This is a genomic window from Microbacterium sp. NPDC019599, assembly GCF_040632175.1.
GTDB lineage: Bacteria > Actinomycetota > Actinomycetes > Actinomycetales > Microbacteriaceae > Microbacterium.
The window spans coordinates 218,841-239,625 of sequence record NZ_JBEYBL010000006.1 but is presented as its reverse complement, the minus strand read 5'-3'; the positions used below and the strand labels follow the sequence as shown (position 1 = coordinate 239,625).

General features: G+C 70.9%; 18 protein-coding genes. 10 read left to right on the top strand and 8 right to left on the bottom strand.

Features of this window, described 5'->3' with window-relative positions; genetic code table 11:
- The first annotated feature begins 64 nt into the window (after positions 1–64).
- From ABZ477_RS12735 to ABZ477_RS12725, 3 genes are read left to right on the top strand one after another with little or no spacing between them, the layout of a single operon-like run.
- On the top strand, positions 65–940 hold the full coding sequence (locus ABZ477_RS12735; protein WP_360133329.1) for an ABC transporter permease: 876 nt from the start codon (positions 65–67) through the stop codon (positions 938–940).
- The gene (locus ABZ477_RS12730) at positions 940–1,689 is read left to right on the top strand and encodes an ABC transporter ATP-binding protein (protein WP_360133326.1); all 750 of its coding nucleotides are present in this window, start codon (positions 940–942) and stop codon (positions 1,687–1,689) included. The genes ABZ477_RS12735 and ABZ477_RS12730 overlap by 1 nt, the downstream gene beginning before the upstream one ends.
- A gap of 13 nt (positions 1,690–1,702) precedes the next feature.
- Entirely contained in the window at positions 1,703–3,409 is a 1,707-nt protein-coding gene (locus ABZ477_RS12725; RefSeq protein ID WP_360133323.1) for a glycosyltransferase family 2 protein, read from the top strand.
- Here ABZ477_RS12725 and ABZ477_RS12720 read toward each other — a convergent pair.
- Genes ABZ477_RS12720 through ABZ477_RS12710 form a run of 3 tightly spaced genes read right to left on the bottom strand, consistent with a single transcriptional unit; the run spans position 3,372 to position 5,995 of the window.
- The gene (locus ABZ477_RS12720) at positions 3,372–4,469 is read right to left on the bottom strand and encodes a glycosyltransferase family 4 protein (RefSeq protein WP_360133320.1); all 1,098 of its coding nucleotides are present in this window, start codon (positions 4,467–4,469) and stop codon (positions 3,372–3,374) included. The two genes, ABZ477_RS12725 and ABZ477_RS12720, sit on opposite strands and share 38 nt — an antisense overlap.
- A gap of 48 nt (positions 4,470–4,517) precedes the next feature.
- Positions 4,518–5,021 carry a DapH/DapD/GlmU-related protein gene (locus ABZ477_RS12715; RefSeq protein ID WP_360133317.1) on the bottom strand — a complete coding sequence of 168 codons (504 nt, stop codon included), beginning with the start codon at positions 5,019–5,021 and terminating at the stop codon, positions 4,518–4,520.
- A 47-nt stretch (positions 5,022–5,068) separates the two neighbouring features.
- The gene (locus tag ABZ477_RS12710; RefSeq protein WP_360133314.1) at positions 5,069–5,995 is read right to left on the bottom strand and encodes a glycosyltransferase; all 927 of its coding nucleotides are present in this window, start codon (positions 5,993–5,995) and stop codon (positions 5,069–5,071) included.
- Between the two features lie 86 nt (positions 5,996–6,081).
- Here ABZ477_RS12710 and ABZ477_RS12705 point away from each other — a divergent pair, with 86 nt between their 5' ends.
- Positions 6,082–7,701 carry a DUF2142 domain-containing protein gene (locus ABZ477_RS12705; RefSeq protein ID WP_360133310.1) on the top strand — a complete coding sequence of 540 codons (1,620 nt, stop codon included), beginning with the start codon at positions 6,082–6,084 and terminating at the stop codon, positions 7,699–7,701.
- Here ABZ477_RS12705 and ABZ477_RS12700 read toward each other — a convergent pair.
- From ABZ477_RS12700 to rfbA, 4 genes are read right to left on the bottom strand one after another with little or no spacing between them, the layout of a single operon-like run.
- Positions 7,659–9,746, bottom strand: a complete 2,088-nt coding sequence (locus ABZ477_RS12700) for an acyltransferase family protein (protein ID WP_360133308.1) — start codon at positions 9,744–9,746, stop codon at positions 7,659–7,661. The genes ABZ477_RS12705 and ABZ477_RS12700 overlap by 43 nt on opposite strands.
- Positions 9,743–11,170 carry a bifunctional dTDP-4-dehydrorhamnose 3,5-epimerase family protein/NAD(P)-dependent oxidoreductase gene (locus tag ABZ477_RS12695; RefSeq protein WP_360133306.1) on the bottom strand — a complete coding sequence of 476 codons (1,428 nt, stop codon included), beginning with the start codon at positions 11,168–11,170 and terminating at the stop codon, positions 9,743–9,745. Before ABZ477_RS12695 ends, ABZ477_RS12700 begins: the two co-directional genes overlap by 4 nt.
- The gene (gene rfbB, locus ABZ477_RS12690; RefSeq protein ID WP_360133303.1) at positions 11,171–12,169 is read right to left on the bottom strand and encodes a dTDP-glucose 4,6-dehydratase; all 999 of its coding nucleotides are present in this window, start codon (positions 12,167–12,169) and stop codon (positions 11,171–11,173) included.
- Positions 12,169–13,038, bottom strand: a complete 870-nt coding sequence (gene rfbA, locus ABZ477_RS12685; protein WP_360133300.1) for a glucose-1-phosphate thymidylyltransferase RfbA — start codon at positions 13,036–13,038, stop codon at positions 12,169–12,171. Before rfbA ends, rfbB begins: the two co-directional genes overlap by 1 nt.
- Positions 13,039–13,132: 94 nt before the next feature.
- Between rfbA and ABZ477_RS12680 the strand changes: the two genes are divergently transcribed.
- Genes ABZ477_RS12680 through ABZ477_RS12670 form a run of 3 tightly spaced genes read left to right on the top strand, consistent with a single transcriptional unit; the run spans position 13,133 to position 16,325 of the window.
- Positions 13,133–15,052 (top strand): DUF6541 family protein, encoded by a 1,920-nt coding sequence (locus ABZ477_RS12680; RefSeq protein ID WP_360133297.1) that lies wholly within the window; start codon positions 13,133–13,135, stop codon positions 15,050–15,052.
- Between the two features lie 47 nt (positions 15,053–15,099).
- On the top strand, positions 15,100–15,828 hold the full coding sequence (locus ABZ477_RS12675; protein WP_360133294.1) for a glycosyltransferase family 2 protein: 729 nt from the start codon (positions 15,100–15,102) through the stop codon (positions 15,826–15,828).
- Complete coding sequence (locus ABZ477_RS12670; RefSeq protein WP_360133291.1) at positions 15,825–16,325, top strand: DUF2304 domain-containing protein; 501 nt, start codon at positions 15,825–15,827, stop codon at positions 16,323–16,325. Before ABZ477_RS12675 ends, ABZ477_RS12670 begins: the two co-directional genes overlap by 4 nt.
- Positions 16,326–16,375: 50 nt before the next feature.
- On the opposite strand, the gene ABZ477_RS12665 is transcribed toward ABZ477_RS12670, so the two are convergent.
- Positions 16,376–17,239, bottom strand: coding sequence for a glycosyltransferase family 2 protein (locus tag ABZ477_RS12665; RefSeq protein ID WP_360133288.1), 864 nt, complete (start codon positions 17,237–17,239; stop codon positions 16,376–16,378).
- A 42-nt stretch (positions 17,240–17,281) separates the two neighbouring features.
- On the opposite strand from ABZ477_RS12665, the gene ABZ477_RS12660 reads away from it, so the two are divergent.
- From ABZ477_RS12660 to ABZ477_RS12650, 3 genes are read left to right on the top strand one after another with little or no spacing between them, the layout of a single operon-like run.
- Entirely contained in the window at positions 17,282–18,529 is a 1,248-nt protein-coding gene (locus ABZ477_RS12660) for a glycosyltransferase (RefSeq protein ID WP_360133285.1), read from the top strand.
- 48 nt (positions 18,530–18,577) lie between these two features.
- The gene (locus ABZ477_RS12655) at positions 18,578–19,480 is read left to right on the top strand and encodes a glycosyltransferase (protein ID WP_360133282.1); all 903 of its coding nucleotides are present in this window, start codon (positions 18,578–18,580) and stop codon (positions 19,478–19,480) included.
- The gene (locus ABZ477_RS12650) at positions 19,477–20,739 is read left to right on the top strand and encodes a hypothetical protein (protein ID WP_360133279.1); all 1,263 of its coding nucleotides are present in this window, start codon (positions 19,477–19,479) and stop codon (positions 20,737–20,739) included. The genes ABZ477_RS12655 and ABZ477_RS12650 overlap by 4 nt, the downstream gene beginning before the upstream one ends.
- Positions 20,740–20,785 lie beyond the last annotated feature (46 nt).

Sequence of the window (20,785 nt, the reverse complement as noted above, 5' to 3'; positions counted from 1 at the left end):
CGAGGCCGTCGAGTAGGATCTTCTGTGGCCCGCTGAGGGCACCATCTGGAGAGAGTGATGAGCTTTGTCGGCAGGAACCCGTCTCGACGTCTCTGACTTCGATGTACCCGGCCGCGGGCGCGGATTGCTGGATGTCTTCCAGTGGCGCTACCTTCTCCGCCTCCTGGTGAGGAAGGGCACGGCGACCCGGTATCGCAACTCGGTCCTCGGGTGGGTCTGGTCCTACGTCAAGCCGGCGTCGCAGTTCCTCATCTACTACTTCGTGATGGGGATCATCCTCCAGTTCCATCGCGACGTGCAGAACTTCGCGATCTACCTGTTCGCCGGCGTCGTCATCGTGAACCTCTTCAATGAGGCCTTCGGCAACGCGACGAACGCGATCGTCGACAACCGGGCGCTCGTCAAGAAGATCTACCTTCCGCGCGAGCTGTTCCCCATCGCGGCGATCATCGTCGCGTTCGTGCACTTCCTCCCGCAGCTCGTGATCCTGCTCCTCGTGTGCCTCCTGGTGGGCTGGGTGCCCACGCTCGCGGGCGTGGGCGGCGCGATCCTCGCCATCCTCCTCGTGGTCGCCTTCTCCCTCGGGCTGGGCCTCTTCTTCAGCGGACTGAACGTCCGCTTCCGCGACGCGCAGAACTTCGTCGATCTCATCAAGATGTTCTCGACGTGGACCTCGCCCGTCCTGTACACCTGGACGCTCGTGGCCGAGGCGCTGCACAACTACGAGTGGGCCTTCTTCCTCTACATGTCGAACCCGATCACGGTCGCCGTGGAGCTGTTCCACGTCGCCTTCTGGGAGGCCACGACCGACTCACCCTACGCGCTCCCCGACTGGTTCGGCCTCGCGTCGCTCGTGGCCGTCGGCGTCACGATCGTGACGCTGGTCGTCGGACAGTGGACCTTCCGTCACTTCGAACGCACCTTCGCCCAGGACCTCTGATGTCGCAGATCATCGTCGAGACCGCCACGTCCCCGTGCATCGTCGTCGACCACGTCTCCAAGCTCTTCCTCCGCCGCAACACGCACTCCTTCAAGGAGGCCTTCGTCGGCTGGATCAAGAAGAAGAAGGTCCGCGCCGACACCTTCACAGCCCTCGACGACATCTCCTTCCAGATCGGTCAGGGCGAATCGGTCGGCATCCTCGGCCTCAACGGCTCGGGCAAGTCGACGACCCTCAAGCTCATCTCCGGCGTCCTGGAGCCGGACTCGGGCGTCGTCCTCACGCGGGGCCGCGTCGCCGGCCTGATCGAGGTCGGCGCCGGCTTCCACCCGGACCTCTCCGGTCGCGAGAACGTGTACCTCAATGCGGCGATCCTCGGGATGGACCGCAAGCAGATCGACGCGCGCTTCGACGACATCGTCGCGTTCTCCGAGATCGGCGAGTTCATCGACCAGGAGGTCAAGCACTACTCCTCGGGCATGTTCATGCGGCTGGCCTTCTCCGTGGCCATCCACGTGGATGTCGACATCCTTCTCGTGGACGAGGTCCTCTCGGTCGGCGATGCCCCGTTCCGCGAGAAGTGCTATGCCAAGATCCGTGAGCTCACCGCCCGCGGCGTCACGATGGTCGTCGTCAGCCACGACGTGAAGATGATCAAGGAGCTCTGCGACCGCGGCATCGTCATCCGCAAGGGCAAGAAGGTCTTCGACGGGTCGATCGACGAGGCGGTCGATCAGATTGCCGGATGACCCTTCGGCTCTCATGACCTCGCTCTCGGTCGTGATCCCCACGCACAACGTGGGGCCCTGGATCGGCGAGACGCTCACGTCCGTGCTCGATCAGGACCTCCCGTCGATGGAGGTCATCGTCGTGGACGACGCCTCGACCGACGACACGACGGCGGTCGTCGAGCGGTTCGCCGAGGCAGACGCTCGCGTGCGGCTGTTCCGTGCGTCCGAGCGGGGCGGGGGATCGGCGCGCAATCGAGGTGTCGCCGAGGCGTCCGGCCGGTACCTCGTCTTCTGCGACGGCGACGACCTCATCCCGCCCGGAGCCTACGCGGCCTTCGTCCGCTCCCTCGACGAGTCGGGGTCGGACATCGTCTTCGGCGACTTCCTCAAGTTCTCGCCGACGGACACGTGGCGGCCCACCGCCAGCATGTCGGCGTACGGGCGGCCCGCGAGCGGCGTCTCGCTCGTCGACGAGCCGACGCTGATCCTGGCCCGTCCATGCTGGAACAAGGCGTTCCGGCGAGACTTCTGGCAGGCGAACGGGATCGAATACCCCGACGTCCCCCGCTCGAACGACATCGTCCCGATGGTGAAGGCGTACGCGAATGCGCGGTCCATCGACATCATCCCGGACGTCGTGTACCTGTATCGCGAGCGCCCCGGCGGGACGTCGATGACGGCGAAGGCCGACTCCGTCGACTCGATGGTCAGCTACCTCACGCAGGAGCTCGAGTGCGCGCGCATCGTCGCGGCGCTGGACGATCAGGCCGTCACGACCGCGTACCGGCGCCTGATCTGGGATCGCGACGGGTTCATCCACGTCGCCAAGTTCGCCAAGTTCGCGGCCGCGCGGGAGGGTGGGCACTCACGGGACGCGGAAGTCGCCGCCGCCGTCGAGGAGCTGCTCGAATTCGTCGGCCCGCCCCCGGCCGGCATCCCGGAGTTCAAAATGCTCACGCTGACCCTCGCCTCCCACGCGCAGTGGGTGGCGGCTCGGGTCGCGTCGAGCTGGGAGCTCGAGTACGACACGCCGGACTTCGAAGACCTCGCGGGTCTGCTGACGACGCTCTCCGAGATCGAGTACCCCGTGGCGGCAGGCGACCGCATCCCGTGGCTCGCGCTGCGGGCGCTGCAGTCGCATCTGCCCGACAGGACGGATGCCGGCGCCTGGGCGGACGCCGCGCGCGCGCTCGCCGCCTTCGCGGGGCCGGACGCGCTCTCGGCCATCTCCGAGATCGGCAGCGCCGGGACGCGCCCGGATGACGTCACCGCCCTGCGCACGAGCGCGGCGGCCATGATCCGCGAGCTGCGCGGGGGGACCACGTTCGTCGTCTCGGGCCAGTCCGTTCTCGGCGCCGACCGCTGTGCTCCGGTGTTGTGGCCCGTCGACGGGACCCGCGAGGCGATCGAGCCCGAGTCGGTCCGCTGGGAGCGCGAGGTCGTGGAGGGGCGCGAATCGGGCCGCTGGCTGTGGTTCGCCTCGTACCCCCGCAAGAGCCTGCCGACCCACGACCTGTTCCAGCCCGCCATGAGGCTCCGCGAGCCGCGCGTCGTGGTGACGGCGGATTCGCGCCCGCCGCTGCCGGAGTACTCGGTGCTCGACTCGTTCATCTACGAGCGGCACCGGGACGTCGTGGTGGTCTACCGCAGACGGGGCCGGTTCTTCCGCGCGGTGCGTCGCGCGTTCATCATCGCGGGATCTACCGCGAAGCGGGTGCTTCCGCGCGCGCGTCCGTGAGCTCGTCCAGGAGCTGGGCGTAGCCGCGCGAGACGCGCCACGGCGAGACGCTCTCGATGTACTCGGCGAAGGCCTCGCGACCGACGCCGGCGAAGAGCGACGAGTCGCTGAGCAGGCGCGTGAGCGAACCCTCCGGGTCGGCCGGGTCGAAGAAGGCCGTCCACGACTGGCCCTGGTACTGCTCGCGCAGATGAGGCTCGTCGGGGATGATGGCGGGCACCCCGAACGTCGCGGCGAGGTGGACGCTTCCGGAGTTGAGGATCTGCCGGTAGGGGAAGACCGCGAGGTCGGCGGCCGCGAACCATCTGGCGATGTCGCCGTCGGGCACGAAGTCGAGGAACATCACCGTGCGCACCGAGGTGGGCACGGCCGGCTCCAGCTCGGCCAGCGACGCCGGGGGTGTGTGGCCGGCGAGCAGCAGGGCGAGCGGACGGCCGTCGTCCCGTGAGGCGTGATCGACGGCCTGCATGAGGGTCGTGACCCCCTTGTACGGCCTGATCTGGCCGAGGAACAGGACGGCGACCTCATCCGGCTCGAGCCCGAAGGAGGCGCGGGCCTCGTCGCGCGTGATCCCCACGTCGTAGATGCCCTGGTAGCTGGGGTGGGGGATGCATCGCACCTTGTCCGCCGGGACGGTGCACACGTCCGCGATCACGCCAGGTGTGTCCTCCGTCATCACGTGCACGGCGTCGGCCGACTCGGCGAGCGCCCGGTAGACGCGCACCTCCTGCTCGCGATAGGTCAGCTCGTGCGGCAGCCGGTTGTGGACCGTCCAGATCACCCGGACGCCCTTCGCCCGAAGGCGCCGGAGCAGCCGCTCGAACCGCGCGACCCGGGAATCGGCGTCGCGCGCCGTGAGCGCCGACTGGGCGATGGGAGCCGTCCAGTGGACGTGCGCGACATCCCCCCTGCCGAGCCGCCCCGCCGAGCGCAGGAAGCCGTAGAAGTCGGTCTCCTGGACGAACTGGTAGCCCTGAGCGCGCGGCGCGAGGCTCAGGATGTTCAGGTAGGGATTCGATCGCCAGGCCGGGAACACGAGGACAGTCGATCCGGCTTTCACCAGAAGATCATAACGGGGCCGGTCGTGGCCCCCTTCCCGGTGATGGGCTCAGCCGCGGGACCGCCCGCGGGATCGTCTTTCCGGTGCGGCCTCGGGTTCGGAGTCCAGCCGGCGGATCACCTTGGCGGGCACCCCGCCCACGACCGCGTTCGGCGGGACATCGGCGACCACGACCGCGCCTGCGGCGACGACGGCACCGGGGCCGACCGTCACTCCGGCCAGGATCGTCGCCGCGGCCCCGATCCACACGCCGTCCCCGATCGTGATGGGGTCATGGCGCACTGTTCCCGCGCGACGTCGGGCGGGGCCGATCTCGTGGGTGTCGGTGATCAGCTTGACGAACGGGCCGATGTTGACCCGGTCGCCGATCGTCGTGTGCGGACGGATGTAGCAGTCGCGATTGATGAAGACGTCGTCTCCGATCGTGACGGGACCCATGATCTCGCCGCCGCGGAAGATCTTGGCGACCTCGCCGATGACGATGGGTCCGGCGTCGTTGTGCCAGAGCTTGACCGAGGGATCGACTTTCGCGCCGTGTCCGACCGTGAGCATGAGGGGAACCCTTCCTGTCCGTCCGGGTCCGGATCGTCGTGAGCGGCTCAGCCGCGCGGCGGGCGCAGCGAACGCAGCCGCCGCCACGCGCGTCGCGCGCCGGCGAAGAACGGATTGGTGGTCTCATCTCGCAGCCGCCCGACCTCGGAGCGGATGACGTCCTCGATCTGCTTCGCGCGCTTGTCGACGAAGTACGTGAGGTACAGCGCGAGGCCGTCGCCGTCGCGGGTGAGCGTGCTCCGGAAGGCCTCGTCGCGCACGAGCGCGTCGTGCAGGGCATGGTCCGAGCTCGCCTCTATGACGCTGTTGCCGTCCACGCCCGTCGACGAGGGGCGCTGATGCCAGAAGGCGAGCGGAGTGGGGCCGAGGTACTCGAGCGGTCCCTGCATGAGGATGCGCGTGTTGAAGAGCCAGTCCCCGACGACGGGGACGCGCTCGTCGTACGGGCCGACGACGTCGTGCGCGCGGCGGCGGTAGAGGAAGGCGATGGGCACGAACCTGTTGAACTGCAGCTGGTCCATGAGCAGCGGCGCGAGGGAGTCCGGGAGGAACCGCTCGTCGCTGAGCCGCTCGATGACGTTTCCCGTGCGGCGCTCCCAGATGATCTGGATCCGCGAGACGACGCCGAGTCGGTCGGGGTTGCGATCGAGGTAGTCGACTGCGGTGGCCAGGAACGCGGGGGCCCATGAGTCGTCGTCGTCGTGCAGGACGAGGTACTCGCCGCTCGCGGCCCGGACGCCCGCGTTGGCCGCCGGCCATCGGCCGGTGGGGGTGGCGTTGTCGATCACCGTCACGTGGGACGCGTCGATGCCGGATGCCGAGATCGCCTCGTCGACCGCGCTCCGGGCACCGCCGTCGTTGACGATGACGACCTCCCAGTCGCGGAAGGTCTGGGAGGCGATGCTCCGAAGCGCGCGCGTGAGGAAGAGGGGTCGATCCTTCGTTCGGGTGACGATCGAGACGCGAGGGGGCATGAGGGTGGCGACTCCGGGGCTGGTGGGGCTCCTGACGAGGGTACACGTCGTCCTCTGGGCGCGATCTGCTTGCTTACCATGGTGGGATGAGTGTCGACGTGCAGGGTGACGAGGTCGTGGCGCGTCGGTCCGACAAGCCGCGGCTGTTCCGCGGGCTTCCGGTCATCGTGTGGGCGCTGTGCGGTCTCATGCTCCTCTCGATGCTGAACTGGTCGTTCACGAGGGCTGTGTTCAGTGCGCAGGACGAGCGCGCCCACGTCGGTGCGGTCCTGTACCTCGAGGAGTTCCGCGAATGGCCGGGCTTCAAGGAGATGCCGCTCATGCTGAGCGTCATGCGAGCGGCCGAGCTGATGGGCATCGCCCCGTTCCTGGCCGATGACGCCGTCCCCCGCTCGGATCGGCCGTCGTTCGCGGAATTGACCGACCCGTCGAATCTCGTCAGCGGCAAGTCGCTGAACCAGATGTCGCAGCATCCTCCGCTCTATTACGCCGGGCTGGCCGCCGTGCACCGGCTCGTCGCTGACGCAGGCCTGGGCTTCGACCTCGAGATCTGGCTCTGGCGCGCGCTTTCGGCCCTCATCCTCTGCCCGCTTCCCCTTCTCGCCGCTGCGCTTGCGCGTCGCCTCGGCGCGGGGCGCCGCATGACCGTTCTCGCGGCGGCCACGATCGCCCTGCTGCCGTCCGTGCAGATCCTCGGCGGAGCGGTCAACAACGACAATCTGCTGATCGCAGCCTCGGGGTGGGTGCTGCTCGGAATGGGATGCGTGCTCACGGGCGACCTGCGCGTGCGGACCGCCGTCTGGATCGGCCTGGCGCTCGCCGTCGCCCTGCTCACGAAGGCGTTCGCGATCCCCATCGCGGTCGGAGTCGCAGCCGCGTACCTCGTCGTCGCGGTGCGCACGCGCGAGGTCCGGCGCTCGCTGCTCGCCGCCGCCGTTGTGGTCGCCGTCGCCGCGCTCGGCGGCTGGTGGTGGGTGCGCAATCTGCTCATCTACGGTGCGATCCAGCCCAACGGGCACTCCGCGCCCCTCGAGAGCGGACCTCTTCCGTTCGACGAGGCGTGGCCGATCTACTGGCAGACATTCGTGGAGAGGTTCTTCACCCGCTACTGGCTCGGCGCGAACGCCCCGCTGGTCGGTCCGATCGAGATCGCGGCGACCATCGTCCTGACGATCCTCGTCGTCGCAGGCTTGGTGACGATGGTCGTGCGTGCTCGCCTCACGCGGAGTCGGCTCGTGGACTTCGCGGTGCTCCTCGTGCCGATCGTGCTCGCCTCGGCGATCGTGGTCTATCAGAGTTACCGGTACACGGTCGTCACCGGGGTCGCGGCCGGCGTCCAGGGCCGCTACCTCTTCCCCGCGGCCCTTGCGGCCGGCGTGGTGTTCGCGGTCGCCGCGGATGCGGCGCTGAAGGACCGCGGGCAGCGGATCCTCCTGGCGATCGGCCTGGGTCTCGGACTCTTCGCGACGGTGTGGCGGGTCGGAGTCGCGACGCAGTCCTGGGAGCCCGACGCGTCGTCGCTGTGGGAGCACCTGAGCGCGCTGTACGCGTGGTCGCCGCTGCCGTATCCCATCTCGATCGCGATCCAGCTGGCGTGGCTGGCGACCTTCGTCCTCGTCGCGGTCCTCGGCATCCGCGAGGTGCGGCGTCCCGCCGAGTCGGCTCAGTCGTCCGGCAGCGCCGCGCTGATCTCGTCGGCGAGGTAGGGCGCAAGCGACTTGCTGAACGTCCCTGTGATGTGGTGCAGGTCGCGGTAGACCACGACGCCGCCCATGACCATGGGGCACACGTCGTCGGCGCAGTACGCGTCCCACAGGTCCGCGACCGGTGAGCCGGTCGCTTCGCCGGCCTGACGGATCGGGTCGTTCGCCGCGTGCGCCTCGTCCGCGTCGAACGCGCACGTCTCGAGGGTGAACGAGGCGGATGCCGCGAGGCAGTCGGCGGATGCCTGGGGCACCGGCGGATTGTCGGCCACGCCGATCACGGTGATGCCCTGCGCCTTCGCGGTCTCCCATGCCCGGGTCATCCGCGCGGCGACCTCGTCCTGCGCCGCGGCGTCGAAGTCCTCCCGGTTCCACGCCGTCACGACCACGGCGTCGTAGTCGCCGGAGAGCAGGATCTCCTCGACGGCGGCCCAGCGGTCGGCGCACTCCGATTCGGGTGATTCGACGGCCTGCCACACGCAGCCGCGTCCCACGATCGTGTCGATGGCCCACCCGCGGGATTCGGCCTCCTCGCGCAGCCCAGGGATCAGCATCGCGGCGTGCGAGTCGCCGGTGAGGGCGATGCGCACGGCGTCGGGATCCTCCGACCCGATCCGGCAGACCGAGGGGTCGCCCGTCAGCTCCTGGTCGTAGCAGGCGAATGCGCCCCCCGTGTCCTCGTAGAGGTTCGCGAGGGTGGGCACGACGTCCGCCGCGTCGACGGTGGCCTCCCTCGCGGCAGCGCAGCCCTCCTCGAGCAGGACGGCCGCGCCGCGGCACGCGGCGGGGTCGGTGAGCTGGCCCTCGACCTGGTCCTGCCGGGCCTCGCCCTTCTGCGCCGCGAGCGCGATGGGAGCGGCGGCCGCGGCGACGACGAGAGCCATGGCTGCGGCGGTGACCAGGCCGATGACGCGGGGGCGCACGTTGCGCGTGCGCGCGGAGAACCGGATCGGGTCCTCGATGAACCGCTTGGCCAGCGCAGCGGCCGCGATGGTGATCACGAGCAGCGCGACCCGCTCGGGGAAGCTCGCGACATGCCCGAGCATGAACGGGGCGATCACGATGAGGGGCCAGTGCCAGAGGTAGATCCCGTAGGACTGGTCGCCGAGCCACTGCACGGGCCGCCAGGCGACGAGCGCCCCGATCCACTTGACCGGGATGTCGGGCCCGCTCGCGATGACGGCGGCCGCGCCGAGCACGGGGAGCAGCGCGGCGACGCCCGGGAACGGGGTCGCGGGACCGTAGATCATGGCCGTCGCGGCCATGGCCGCCCATCCGGCGAGCCAGATCGCCATGCGCAGCCCCGGTCCGCGCTTCGCGGTGAACGGGACGAGGGCGACGAGCGCGCCGAGGCCGAACTCCCACACGCGGCTCTGCGTCGCGAAGTAGCCGAACGGCGCGTTGGTCGCCGTGAGGAACACGCTGGCACCGAAGCCCAGGACCGTGACGGCCGCGACGGCCCATACGAGCCTCCGGCGGCGTACGGCCGCGGCGGCCGTTCCGATCGTCGCGAGGATGATCAGGAGCGGCCAGAAGATGTAGAACTGCTCCTCGACCGACAGCGACCAGTAGTGCTGCGCGATGGGCGGAGCGTTCTCGGCGGCGAGGTAGTCGACCGCGTCGACGGCGAGAACCCAGTTCTCGACGTAGAGCGCGCTGCCGATGATGGAGCGCAGGTACTGGCTCTGCAGGGTCGCGGGCGCCCAGACGAGGGTCAGGACGATGCTCACGGCCAGCACGAGCAGGCTCGCGGGAAGCAGCCGTCGCGCTCGCGCCGCCCAGAACTCGCCGAGCTTCACACCGCCGGATTCGCGCCGGCGCACGAGCTGGGCGCTGATCAGGAAGCCCGAGATGACGAAGAAGACGTCGACGCCGATGTAGCCGCCCGGCACGGCGCCGGGCCAGAAGTGGAACAGCACGACCGCCATGACGGCGAAGGCGCGCAGCGCCTGGATGTCGGCGCGCACCAGGACGGCGTGGCCGGGCTTCCGGGTCGCTCGCGCGCCCGACGTCGCCGTCGAGACCACGCCGTCACGCGTGGCGGTCATGCCTCCGGAGCCTTCGCGGCCGTCAGGTACGCCTCGAGCGCCGCATCGCCGTCGGTCGGGACGAACCCGGTGGCGGCGAGCTTGGCGAGGTCCAGGATGCTGTTGCGGGGACGCGGCGCGACCGGGTTCTGGGCCGACGCGAAGTACTCGTCGGTGCTCACGGGCTTGACGCGCGCCGGATCGTTCCCCGTGAGCTCGAAGACCCGCCGGGCGACCTGCGCCCACGTGCCCGGGGCGCCTTCGCCCGTCACGTTGTACACGCCGTACTCGGCATCCGTCGTCAGCAGGTGGCGGACGGCGCGCGCGATGTCTGTCGTGAAGGTGAGGCGTCCCACCTGGTCGTCGACGACCGACGGATCGATCCCGCGTTCGGCGAGCGAGGCCATCGTGCGCACGAAGTTGCCGCCCTCGCCCACGACCCACGACGTGCGCAGGATGTAGTGCCGCGGGACGGTCGCGACGACAGCATCCGCCGCCGCCTTCGTCTGCCCGTACACGCCGAGGGGTGCGATGGGCGAGTCCTCCGTGTACGGGACGTCGGACGTGCCGTCGAAGACGTAGTCGCTCGAGACGTGCACGAGCGTGATGCCGTGCGCCTCGGCGATGCGCGCGAGCGCCGAGACGGCTGTGACGTTGGCCGCCCATGCGTCGCGGCGGCCTTCGGGGGTCTCGGCGCGGTCGACGGCCGTGTACGCGGCGGCGTTGACGATCGTGCCGTAGTCGCGCCAGCGGCGGGCGGTGGACAGGCCGGGAGCCGTCAGGTCGAGCTCGGTCCGCGTCGCGTACTCGACGTCGCCGGCTTCGCCGAACTCGCCGCGCAGCGCGCGGCCCAGCTGGCCCGCGGCGCCGACCACGAGGGTCTTGCGCGGCGCCATCGGCGTGACGTCGGCGAGGCGCGGATGCGCGAGGTCCTTCTCCGAGATCTCGACGTCGTCGAGAGCGATGGGCCATTCGATCGCCGCCGTCTCGTCGGCGAGGTTGAGGAAGGTGTACGAGGCGTTGGGCGACCAGTGGTCGTTGACGAGGTACACGTACGCCGTGTCGGGCTCGAGCGTCTGGTACGCGTTGCCGACGCCCCGAGGCACGAAGATCGCGCGCGACGGGTCGATCTCGGTCGTGAAGACCGCGCCGAACGTCGGGCCCTCGCGCAGGTCGACCCAGGCGCCGAAGATGCGGCCCGTCGCGACGGAGACCCACTTGTCCCACGGCTCGGCGTGGATGCCGCGCGTCGTGCCGACGGCGTCGTTGAAGGAGATGTTGTTCTGCACGGGCCCGAAGTCGGGGAGCCCTGCAGCGGTCATCTTCTCGCGCTGCCAGTTCTCCTTGAACCACCCGCGGCTGTCACCGTGGACGGGCAGTTCCCACACGACCAGACCGGGGATCGGCGTCGCCGTCGATGCGAGCGCCTTGCCGAATTCCGTCACTCACTGGCCCTTCGACGCGTAGAACGCCTCGGTGGCGTCCTTGGCCGGCGCCCACCACTGCTCGTGGGCGCGGTACCAGTCGATCGTGGCGGCGAGGCCCGCCTCGAAGTCCTCGTAGGTCGGCGTCCAGCCGAGCTCGGTGCGCAGCTTCGTCGAGTCGATCGCGTAGCGCAGGTCGTGGCCGGCCCGGTCGGTCACGTGGTCGTACGCGTCGGCGGGCTCGCCCATGAGCTCGAGGATGAGCTCGACGACGTCCTTGTTGTTCTTCTCGCCGTCGGCGCCGATGAGATAGGTCTCGCCGATCACGCCCCTGTCGAGGATCGTGAGGACCGCGGACGAGTGATCGTCCGCGTGGATCCAGTCGCGCACGTTCTCGCCCGCGCCGTAGAGCTTGGGACGGATGCCGCGGATGACGTTGGTGATCTGGCGCGGGATGAACTTCTCGACATGCTGGTACGGGCCGTAGTTGTTGGAGCAGTTCGAGATCGTCGCCTGGACGCCGAACGAGCGCACCCACGCCCGCACGAGCAGGTCGCTGCCCGCCTTCGTGGAGGAGTAGGGACTCGACGGGTTGTAGGGAGTCGACTCCGTGAAGCGCGCCGGGTCGTCGAGCTCGAGGTCGCCGTAGACCTCGTCGGTCGAGATGTGGTGGAAGCGCGTCCCGTGGCGACGCGCGGCCTCGAGCAGCGTGTAGGTGCCGATGATGTTGGTGTCGAGGAACGGGCGGGGGTCGTGCAGCGAGTTGTCGTTGTGCGACTCGGCCGCGTAGTGGACGACGGCATCCGCACCCTGGAAGAGCTGGTCGACGAGGGCGGCGTCCGCGATGTCGCCCTGGACGAACGAGAGTCGCTCCTCGGGCAGCCCGTCCAGCGACGCGCGGTTGCCCGCATATGTCAGCTTGTCGAGGACCGTGACGTGATGATCGGTGTTCCCGATCACGTGGTGGACGAAGTTGGAGCCGATGAAGCCGGCGCCGCCCGTGACGAGCAGGTGAGCCATCAGCGGCCCCTTTCCAGGATCTCGAGGAGGTATGTGCCGTACCCGGACTTGACGAGCTTCTCGGCGCGGGTGCGCAGCTCGTCATCGCTGAGGAACCCCTGGCGCCAGCCGACCTCCTCCGGCACGCCGATCCGCATGCCGGTGCGGCGCTCCATCGTCCGGACGTAGTCGGCCGCGTCGGTCATCTGGTCGAAGGTCCCCGTGTCGAGCCACGCCGTCCCGCGGGGCAGCACCTCGACCCGCAGCTTGCCCCGCTCGAGGTACGCGCGGTTGATGTCGGTGATCTCGTACTCGCCGCGGGGCGAGGGCTTGAGCGCCCGCGCGATCTCGACGACGTCGTTGTCGTAGAAGTACAGGCCCGGCACGGCGTAGTTGCTCTTGGGGGAGGCGGGCTTCTCCTCGAGCGAGACGGCACGCCCGGCCGGGTCGAACTCCACGACGCCGTAGGCCGACGGCTCGGCGACCCAGTATGCGAAGACGGCGCCGCCGTCGACGTCCGAGAAGCGCTTGAGCTGCGTGCCGAGCCCGGGGCCGTAGAGGAGGTTGTCGCCGAGGACGAGGGCGACCTTGTCGTCGCCGATGAAGTCGGCGCCGATCGTGAAGGCCTGCGCGAGCCCGTCCGGCGACGGCTGCTGCGCGAAGGTGAGGGTGATCCCGAACTGCGACCCGTCACCCAGGAGACGCTCGAAGAACGGTGCGTCGTGCGGCGTCGTGATGACGAGGATGTCGCGGATCCCGGCGAGCATCAGCGTCGACAGCGGATAGTAGACCATCGGCTTGTCGTAGACGGGGATGAGCTGCTTCGACACGCCGAGGGTGATCGGGTGCAGTCGAGTGCCCGAACCCCCGGCAAGGATGACGCCTTTCACACTGGATATGGTGTCACAGCCCACTGAGGGCCTTGTCAGGGATGGCCGGGGCCGGGCGACTACCCTGGTCGGGCGGCCCGGAGGAACGGAAACAGTGGGAATCATCGAACTCGGCGCGGCGGTGGTCACCCTGCTGGCCATCGCGGCTGTCATCGGCGTCCCCGCCGGATGGCTGATCGGCTTGCGCGGGCTGTGGCTCGCCGCCGCCGCACCGGCGTTCGCGGCGACGATCGTCGGAGTCGCGGCCGTCGTCGCGCCGTGGGTGGGCGTGAGCTGGTCCCTGCTTCCCGTCCTGGTCGTCGCGGCCGTCATCGCGGGCCTCATCGCCCTCGTCCGTCGGCTGCTCCCCGGCCGCCCGCCGCTCAGCGCGCCCGCGCGCGGTCACTCCGGCTGGTGGACCGCCGGAGTCCTCGTCGCCGTCGGCCTCGTCCTGACGTGGCAGGTCGCAGCGATGATCGGAAGCCCGGACGCGATCTCGCAGACGTTCGACAACGTGTTCCACCTCAACGCGGTCCGCTACATCCTCGACACCGGCACGGCCTCGCCGCTGCAGATCGGTCTCATGACCTCGCCCATCGCCGGGTTCTACCCCGCGGTGTGGCACGCCTTCGCGGCGCTGGCCGCACAGGTGACGGGGGCGAGCATCCCGGTCGCGGTCAACGCCCTCACGATCGTCGTCTCGGCCGTCTTCTGGCCTCTCGGCGCACTCCTGCTGGCGCGCGTCCTGGCCGGACGCGCGCTCGCCGTCACCGTCGTGGCGGGCGTCGTCGCGGCATCCGTCCCCGCCTTCCCGCTCCTGCCCGCCGACTACGGCGTGCTCTACCCCCTGCAGCTGGCCCTCGCGCTCGTGCCGGTGCCGCTCGCCGCGACGGCCGCGGCGCTGCGCATCGGCGACGAGAGCCGCAGGCGCCCGTTCGGCTGGTGGGTCCTGGTCCTGCTCGGCTCGATCGCCGGCGTGGCCCTCGCGCACCCGGGCGGCTTCGTCGCCTGGATCGCGCTCACCGTCCCGATGGTCGGCGTGGTCGTCGTGAGGTTGTGGCGTCGCTTCCCGCGGCCGCTGGCCCGGGTGGGCCTCGTCGGCGCGGTCGGCGTGTACCTCGTCGTCGGCATCCTGCTGCTGAAGGTCCTGCGCCCACCCCTCGAGGCGCGGCTCTGGCCGACCGTCATGGACCCCCTCGAGGCCGTGTGGCACGTCCTGACGGTGACGATCGGCTACCCCGTGCCCTCGCTCGTCGTCGCGGCGGCCATCGTGCTCGGACTCGTGTGGGCGGTGCGCGAGCGGACCGCCCAGGCCTTCGTCGCGGTCGGCATGTGGGCCGTCGGCGCCGTCCTCTTCATCGTCGTCACGGCCTCTCCGTGGATCGACCTCCGCGACGCCTTCACGGGCAGCTGGTACAACAACTGGCAGCGCCTCGCGTCGGTGTTCGCCGTGGCGCTGGTTCCCCTCGCGGCCCTCGGCGGCTCGCGCACGGCATCCTGGATCTCCGGTCGGATGCCGCGCACGCGGCTCGCCCGGACGCTCGGGGTCGTCGCGGCGATCGCCGTGGCAGTGCTCGCGATCGTGCCGGTCGTCCCGTCCGCCGTCGCGACGGCGCACCGCCAGTACATCGCCGACGACGAAGCGGTCCTGCTCAGCGCCGACGAGTTCGCGCTCCTCACGCGGCTGCCCGACCACGTGCCCGCCGACGCCGTCATCGCGGGCAACCCCTACACGGGCACGCCGCTCGCCTACGCGCTGAGCGGTCGCCACGTGCTCATGCCGCACATCCTGGCGTACGAGTCGGACGAGATGCGCGAGGTGAGTGCGGGCCTGCGCGACGCGGAGGAGGACCCTTCCGTGTGCGAGGCGCTCGACGCGCTCGGTGTGCGGTTCGTGCTGGATTTCGGCCCGCGCGAGGTGCACGGCCAGCACCACGACTATCCCGGCTACTCCGACCTGGCAGCCTCGGACGCCGTCCGGCTCGTCGACGAACAGGGCGACGCGAGGCTCTACGAGATCGTGGCGTGTCAATGACCGCCCGGGAAACGGCGCTCGCGCCGGTTGCTAGCATGAGGCACGCTATGGTGACGGCGGATCGGGTTCTCGTGATCGTCCCGGCGTGGAACGAGGAAGACGGCGTCGGCCACACCGTCGCCGAGATCCGCGGCGTCGACGATCGGTTCGACGTCGTCGTCGTCGACGACGGATCGCAGGATGCCACGGCCGCCCGCGCCCGCGAGGCCGGTGCCACCGTCATCCCGCTCCCGTTCAACATCGGCGTCGGCGGAGCGATGCGCACGGGGTTCACGTATGCGCAGCGGCACGGGTACCTGCAGGCGATCCAGGTCGACGCGGACGGCCAGCACAACCCCGAGGACATCGGGCGGGTCCTGGGCGGACTCGCGCATGCCGACATCTCGATCGGCGCCCGCTTCGGCGACGTCGGCGACTACGCCGTCCGCGGCCCCCGGCGCTGGGCGATGGTCGTGCTGGCGGGCGTCCTGTCGCGCGTCGCACGGACGCGGCTCACGGACGTCACGAGCGGGTTCCGCGCGGCGAACCGGCGCGCGATCGACCAGTACGTCCGCTACTACCCCGCCGAGTACCTCGGCGACACGATCGACTCGCTCGTGGCCGCCGTGCATTCGGGACTGACCGTCACGCAGGTCGACGTCGCCATGCGCCCTCGCGCGGCGGGCCGGCCCAGCCACAGCCCCGTCAAGGCGACGGTGTACCTGCTGCGCTCCCTGTTCGCCCTGGCGCTCGCGCTCCTGCGCCGCCCGAATCGCCTCCCGAGGATGGACACGTGACAGTCGCCGCCGGCATCGTCCTGGCCGTCGTCATCATCGTGGGCGTCGGCTGGATGCTCGTCATCCGCGCGCTCCGCGAGAAGTACGCGATCCTGTGGCTGCTCATCGGCCTGCTGATCCTGCTGCTGGGGCTGTTCCCCGGCGTGCTCGTCTCGGTGTCGCAGCTGCTGGGCGTGGCACTGCCCAGCAACCTCTTCTTCGCGCTCGCGATCATCCTGCTGCTGGGGGTCGCGCTGCACCTGTCCTGGGAGCTCTCGCAGGCCGAGGACGAGATCCGCCGCCTCGCCGAGGAGAGCGCGCTGCTGCGCGACGGGCACCGCACGCTCGAGGCGCGGCTGTCCGCGCTCGAGGAGGCGCTCCGCGCGGGGGGCGCGCAGGCGGGCACCGACGAGCCGTCCGCCGGCATGGCGACGGAGCCGGAAGAGTCGCCGGTCATCGCGGAGACCGGAGCCGACGAGCCGTCGGCACCGGCCGCTCCACGCGCCTCGGACGACTGAGCACGCGCCGCGCGGGGCGCTGAGGCGGCTGCGCGGCACTCCGAGGCCGCTCAGCCGCGCGCTGCGGGGTGCCCCGATACCCCGCGGCGGCCGTCGCGCCAGCCGCGCCACGCCGCGCCGAGCTCGGGCCTGCGCCGGCGCAGCACCCGGACGAGAGACTCCTCGGCGACGCGGCGGGCGGTCGCGAGCGCCGAGGCCGGTGCCGCGATGCCGGCGCGCGAGGAGAACAGCGCCATGTTCCGGATGCCGAGATACATGGGGTGTGCGCCGGGCTGCTGATACGCGATGACGTCCGGCGACACGGTGGTCGCGAACCCTGCACGACGCAGCCGCCACGACGTGTCGACATCCTCGAAGTACAGGAAGTAGCTCTCGTCCATCCCGCCGATCGCCTGCAGCGCGGCGACGTCGAACAGGACGATCGCGCCGTCCGCCCAGTCCACCGTGTACGGCTCCGTCGCCGACGCGGGCTCGACGGTGTTCCACGCGCGGCCCCACCGGGTGAGCCGACCGCCGGCGGAGAACACCTTGTCCGGCTGCTCGGCCCACCGCAGGAGCGGAGCCGACGCGCCGACCGTCGTGGCGCCGCCGAACGCGGAGAGGAGCCCTTCCGCGAGCTGCGGACCGAACTGGGCATCGTGCGTGAGCACGAGGAGGCGGGCAAGGCCGTGATCGGCGGCCGCCGCCAGGCCGATGTTCGCGGCGGCGGAGTATCCGGGGTTGTCGGGGCGGCGCACGACGCTCACGCGGTCGGCGAGGCCGCCCAGCGTCAGGGCGTCGACATCCAGGTCGCCGGCGTTGTCGACGATGACGACGAGCGCGGGCGGGACGGTCTGCTGCTGCAGTCGCTCGAGGACGCCGTCGAGCAGATCCGGCCGACGGTAGCTGATGATGACCGTGGCGTACTGTTCCATAGTGGCCGCTTCCGGGCGGTGCGCGGTGAGAGGAGATCGTGGATGAGTCGGAACCCCGATGGGGTCCCAGGCGGCCCGGGGATCGCGAGCATCACGAAGTATATCCCGCACGATTCCATCCCCCACGCGGGCGGCCAGTACCTCTGGCGGCACTGCCAGGCGCTGGCCCCCGAGTACCGGCTGACCCTCATCGCACCGGACACTCCGGACAACCGCGCCTCGCGTGATCGCCTCGATCTGCCCGCCGACGTCGAGCTCGTGGCCGGCTCGGGCGCCTTCCGCGGCGGCCGGCTCAAGCCTCTCGCCGACCTCGAGTCCGCCTGGGCGGGAAGCAGCGCGACGCGCAACGTGAGGCGCGCCTTCAGCCACGGCGACGCTCCGTGGAACGCCCTCGCCCGCGCCGACGTCATCGAGTTCCAGTGGTCCGAGATGATGTCGCTCGCACCCGTGGTCCGACGCCGCCTGCCCGGCATCCCGCTCGTCGGCATCGCGCACGACGTCATCACCCAGCGGTGGGAGCGCGCGGGGGAGGCCGCACGCTGGCCCCTGTCCGCCGCGTACGCGTGGGGCGCCCGGCGGAGCCGCCCGCGCGAGGCCGAGTCGTTCGCGCAGCTGGATCTCCTCCTGGCCTTCAGCGAGAAGGATGCCGCGCTCGCGCGCTCCCTCGCCCCCTCCACCCGTGTGGAGGTCGTGCACCCGGGCCTGGGCCCGGAACCCGGCACCCTGCCGCCCCGCGCGCCCGAGCCGGAGGCGCCGATCGTGCTCTTCACGGGCGCCCTCGGCCGCGGCGACAACCACGACGCCGCGATGTGGTTCCTCACGCGCGTGTGGCCGGCCGTCCTCGCCGAAGTGCCCGACGCGCGGTTCGTCGCGGCCGGGGCGGGCCCGCGGCCCGAGCTCGAGCGCCTCGTGGCGCAGACGCCGCGCGCGGAGCTCACGGGGTTCGTGGACTCCCTCGAGCCCTGGTACGCCCGGGCCTCGGTGTTCGTGGCGCCGCTGGCGACGGGAGCCGGCGTCAAGTTCAAGACGATCGACGCGATGCTGCGCGGCGTGCCCGTCGTCGCGACACCCGTCGGGGCGGAGGGCATCGACGCGCCCGAGCACTTCGCCGGCATCGAGACGGAGCCGGATGCCTTCGCCATTGCCGTCGTGCGGACGCTCCGCGACGACGCCGGGGTGGGCGAGCGGGCCGCGCGCTGGGCCGACGGGGTCTACGGAGCGGAGGCCTTCCGCACGCGTCTGCGCACGCTGTACGCCGGGCTGCGCGCGGATTCCCGCGGCGGAGCGTGAAGTAGGATCGAGGGTCGGGCTGCCGGAGCGCGCCCGGGAAGGTGTCGGATGAGCACGGTCGTCGCGGTGATCCCCGTCTTCCGGGCCCCCGCGGATCTGCTCCCGCGCGTCGTCGCCCTCGCCGAGCAGGTCAGCGCCGTCATCCTGGTCGACGACGGCACGGACTCCCTCGACGCCGGGGTGCAGCATCCCGGCGTCACCTACATCCCGCTCCCGGAGAACCGCGGCATCGCGTCCGCGCTCAACGTCGGGATCGAGCGCGCTCGCGCGCTGGGCGCGACCCACATCCTCACGCTGGACCAGGACTCCACGGCGCCCGCCGGATTCGTCCGGCGCATGCTCGACGCCATCGCGCGCGCCGAGGCGGAGGGCGTCGTCGTGGCTGCCGCGGTGCCGGGCATGGTCGGCGACCAGCCGGCGCTGCGCCTCCAGGATCCCCGGTTCGCATTCGATCCCATCCAGGCCGGTCAGCTCGTCCCCGTCGCGGCGTTCGACGACGTCGGCGCCTTCGCAGAGGACCTCTTCATCGATGCCGTCGACTCGGACTTCACCGTGCGCGCGGAGGAGCAGGGCCGCCGCTTCGTCGTGGCGGACGGCGAGCGGATCGACCACGGGCTCGGTGAGCTCGTCCCCGTCACGCTCTTCGGACGGCACCTCGCGATCGGCGGCAAGCCCCGTCACGTGCTGTACCACGCGCCGTTCCGCACCTACTACATGGTGCGCAACAGCGTCGTGCTCTCGAGGACCCACGGGCGCGCGCGTCGCGCGTGGATGCGCCGCCGCAACCGGATGATGATCGAGATGGTGGTGGGGTGCATCGCCCTGTCGCCCGATCGCGGCGCGCAGCTGCGCGCGACGTGGCTCGGTCTGCGTGACGGCCGGCGCGGGCGTCTGGGCAAGATCGCGGACGACACCCTGGCGCGCGTGCGGGGTCGCGGAGCCCGGGCGTGAAGAGGCTCGTCGGCCACGAGGTCGTGCGCCGCAGCGTGCTCTTCGCGATCTCGATCGTCGCCTCGACGATCGTCGGGTTCTTCTCGATCCCCGTGCTGGTCTCGTCGATCGGCGCGAGCGGCTGGGGACACCTGGCCGTCATGCAGTCGGTATGCCAGCTCTTCGCTGTGGTCGTCGCGTTCGGATGGGGCGCGATCGGCCCGAGCATGGTGTCGGCGGCGCCCGTCCAGACGCGCAAGCGCATGTACGTCGAGTCGCTGTACTTCCGCGGCGCTCTCGCGCTCGTCGCCCTGCCGCTGGCGTATCTCGTGTGCGGGCTGCTGACGGGCGAGACGCCCGCGGCGGTCGCGCTGGCCGTCGTCTCGTACGTCGTGCCCGGCCTCAGCGCCGCCTGGTACTTCGTCGGCACGAATCGGCCCGTCGCGATGTTCCTCTGCGACGCGATGCCCGTCATCCTCGGTCAGGTGGCGGGTCTCGTCGCGATCCTGTTCGTCCCCGACGTCACCGTCTACCTGGCGTGCACGGCGCTGTTCGGGGTGGGAGGCGCGGCGGCGTCGGCGATCTTCGTGCTGACCCGGCCGGAGGGACCCGCCGGGTCTCGCACGCGCATGCCCTGGCTCGAGATCGCCCGCGTGCAGGCGGCGGGCGTGTCGACCACGATCTCGGCGAGCATCTGGTCCGCGGCCCCGATCGTGCTCGTCCAGGCGCTCGCACCGGCCGCGCTCCCCGTCTACGCCATGGTCGACCGGCTCATGAAGTACGGCATCCTGGCGCTCGCACCCGTCCTCCAGGCGGTGCAGGGGTGGGTGCCGGAGCAGGGCCCGGAGCACGTGCCGCATCGCGCTCGAGTCGCCGTCCGCATCGGCTGGGGCATCGGCGCGCTGGGCGGCCTCGGGCTCGCCGGGCTCTCGACGCCGCTGTCCGCCGTGCTCACGCTCGGCGAGGCGACCGTCCCGTGGGGCGTCGCGGCGATCGCCGGTGCGGCGTTCCTCTTCGAGGCCGTCGCGCAGCTGACCGGTCTCGCGGTTCTCGTGCCGCTCGGCGGAGGCCGGCAGCTGGCGGTGTCGTCGGTCGCGACCGCAGTCGTGGGGGTGCCGCTCATCGCGCTGCTCGTCTGGTGGGCGGGTCTCGTCGGAGCCGTCGTCGGGATGCTTCTGGTCGCGCTCGGCGTCGCGCTGTACCGCGTCGCGCACGCGCGACGGCTCGCCGCCGCACTGTCCGCAGACGCGCAGGCCCCGGACGCGCCGGCCCAGGCCTGATCCTCCGGTCGAGGTCCGAGACCCACCGGTCGAGGCGGAGACGCCG

What these genes read in the sequence shown, in the direction of transcription:
- ABZ477_RS12730 (WP_360133326.1), top strand. Translation starts at nt 940, where the DNA reads ATGTCGCAGATCATCGTCGAGACCGCCACGTCCCCGTGCATCGTCGTC.
- ABZ477_RS12725 (WP_360133323.1), top strand. Translation starts at nt 1,703, where the DNA reads ATGACCTCGCTCTCGGTCGTGATCCCCACGCACAACGTGGGGCCCTGG.
- ABZ477_RS12715 (WP_360133317.1), bottom strand. Translation starts at nt 5,021, where the DNA reads ATGCTCACGGTCGGACACGGCGCGAAAGTCGATCCCTCGGTCAAGCTC.
- ABZ477_RS12710 (WP_360133314.1), bottom strand. Translation starts at nt 5,995, where the DNA reads ATGCCCCCTCGCGTCTCGATCGTCACCCGAACGAAGGATCGACCCCTC.
- ABZ477_RS12705 (WP_360133310.1), top strand. Translation starts at nt 6,082, where the DNA reads ATGAGTGTCGACGTGCAGGGTGACGAGGTCGTGGCGCGTCGGTCCGAC.
- ABZ477_RS12700 (WP_360133308.1), bottom strand. Translation starts at nt 9,746, where the DNA reads ATGACCGCCACGCGTGACGGCGTGGTCTCGACGGCGACGTCGGGCGCG.
- rfbB (WP_360133303.1), bottom strand. Translation starts at nt 12,169, where the DNA reads ATGGCTCACCTGCTCGTCACGGGCGGCGCCGGCTTCATCGGCTCCAAC.
- ABZ477_RS12675 (WP_360133294.1), top strand. Translation starts at nt 15,100, where the DNA reads ATGGTGACGGCGGATCGGGTTCTCGTGATCGTCCCGGCGTGGAACGAG.
- ABZ477_RS12665 (WP_360133288.1), bottom strand. Translation starts at nt 17,239, where the DNA reads ATGGAACAGTACGCCACGGTCATCATCAGCTACCGTCGGCCGGATCTG.
- ABZ477_RS12660 (WP_360133285.1), top strand. Translation starts at nt 17,282, where the DNA reads ATGAGTCGGAACCCCGATGGGGTCCCAGGCGGCCCGGGGATCGCGAGC.
- ABZ477_RS12655 (WP_360133282.1), top strand. Translation starts at nt 18,578, where the DNA reads ATGAGCACGGTCGTCGCGGTGATCCCCGTCTTCCGGGCCCCCGCGGAT.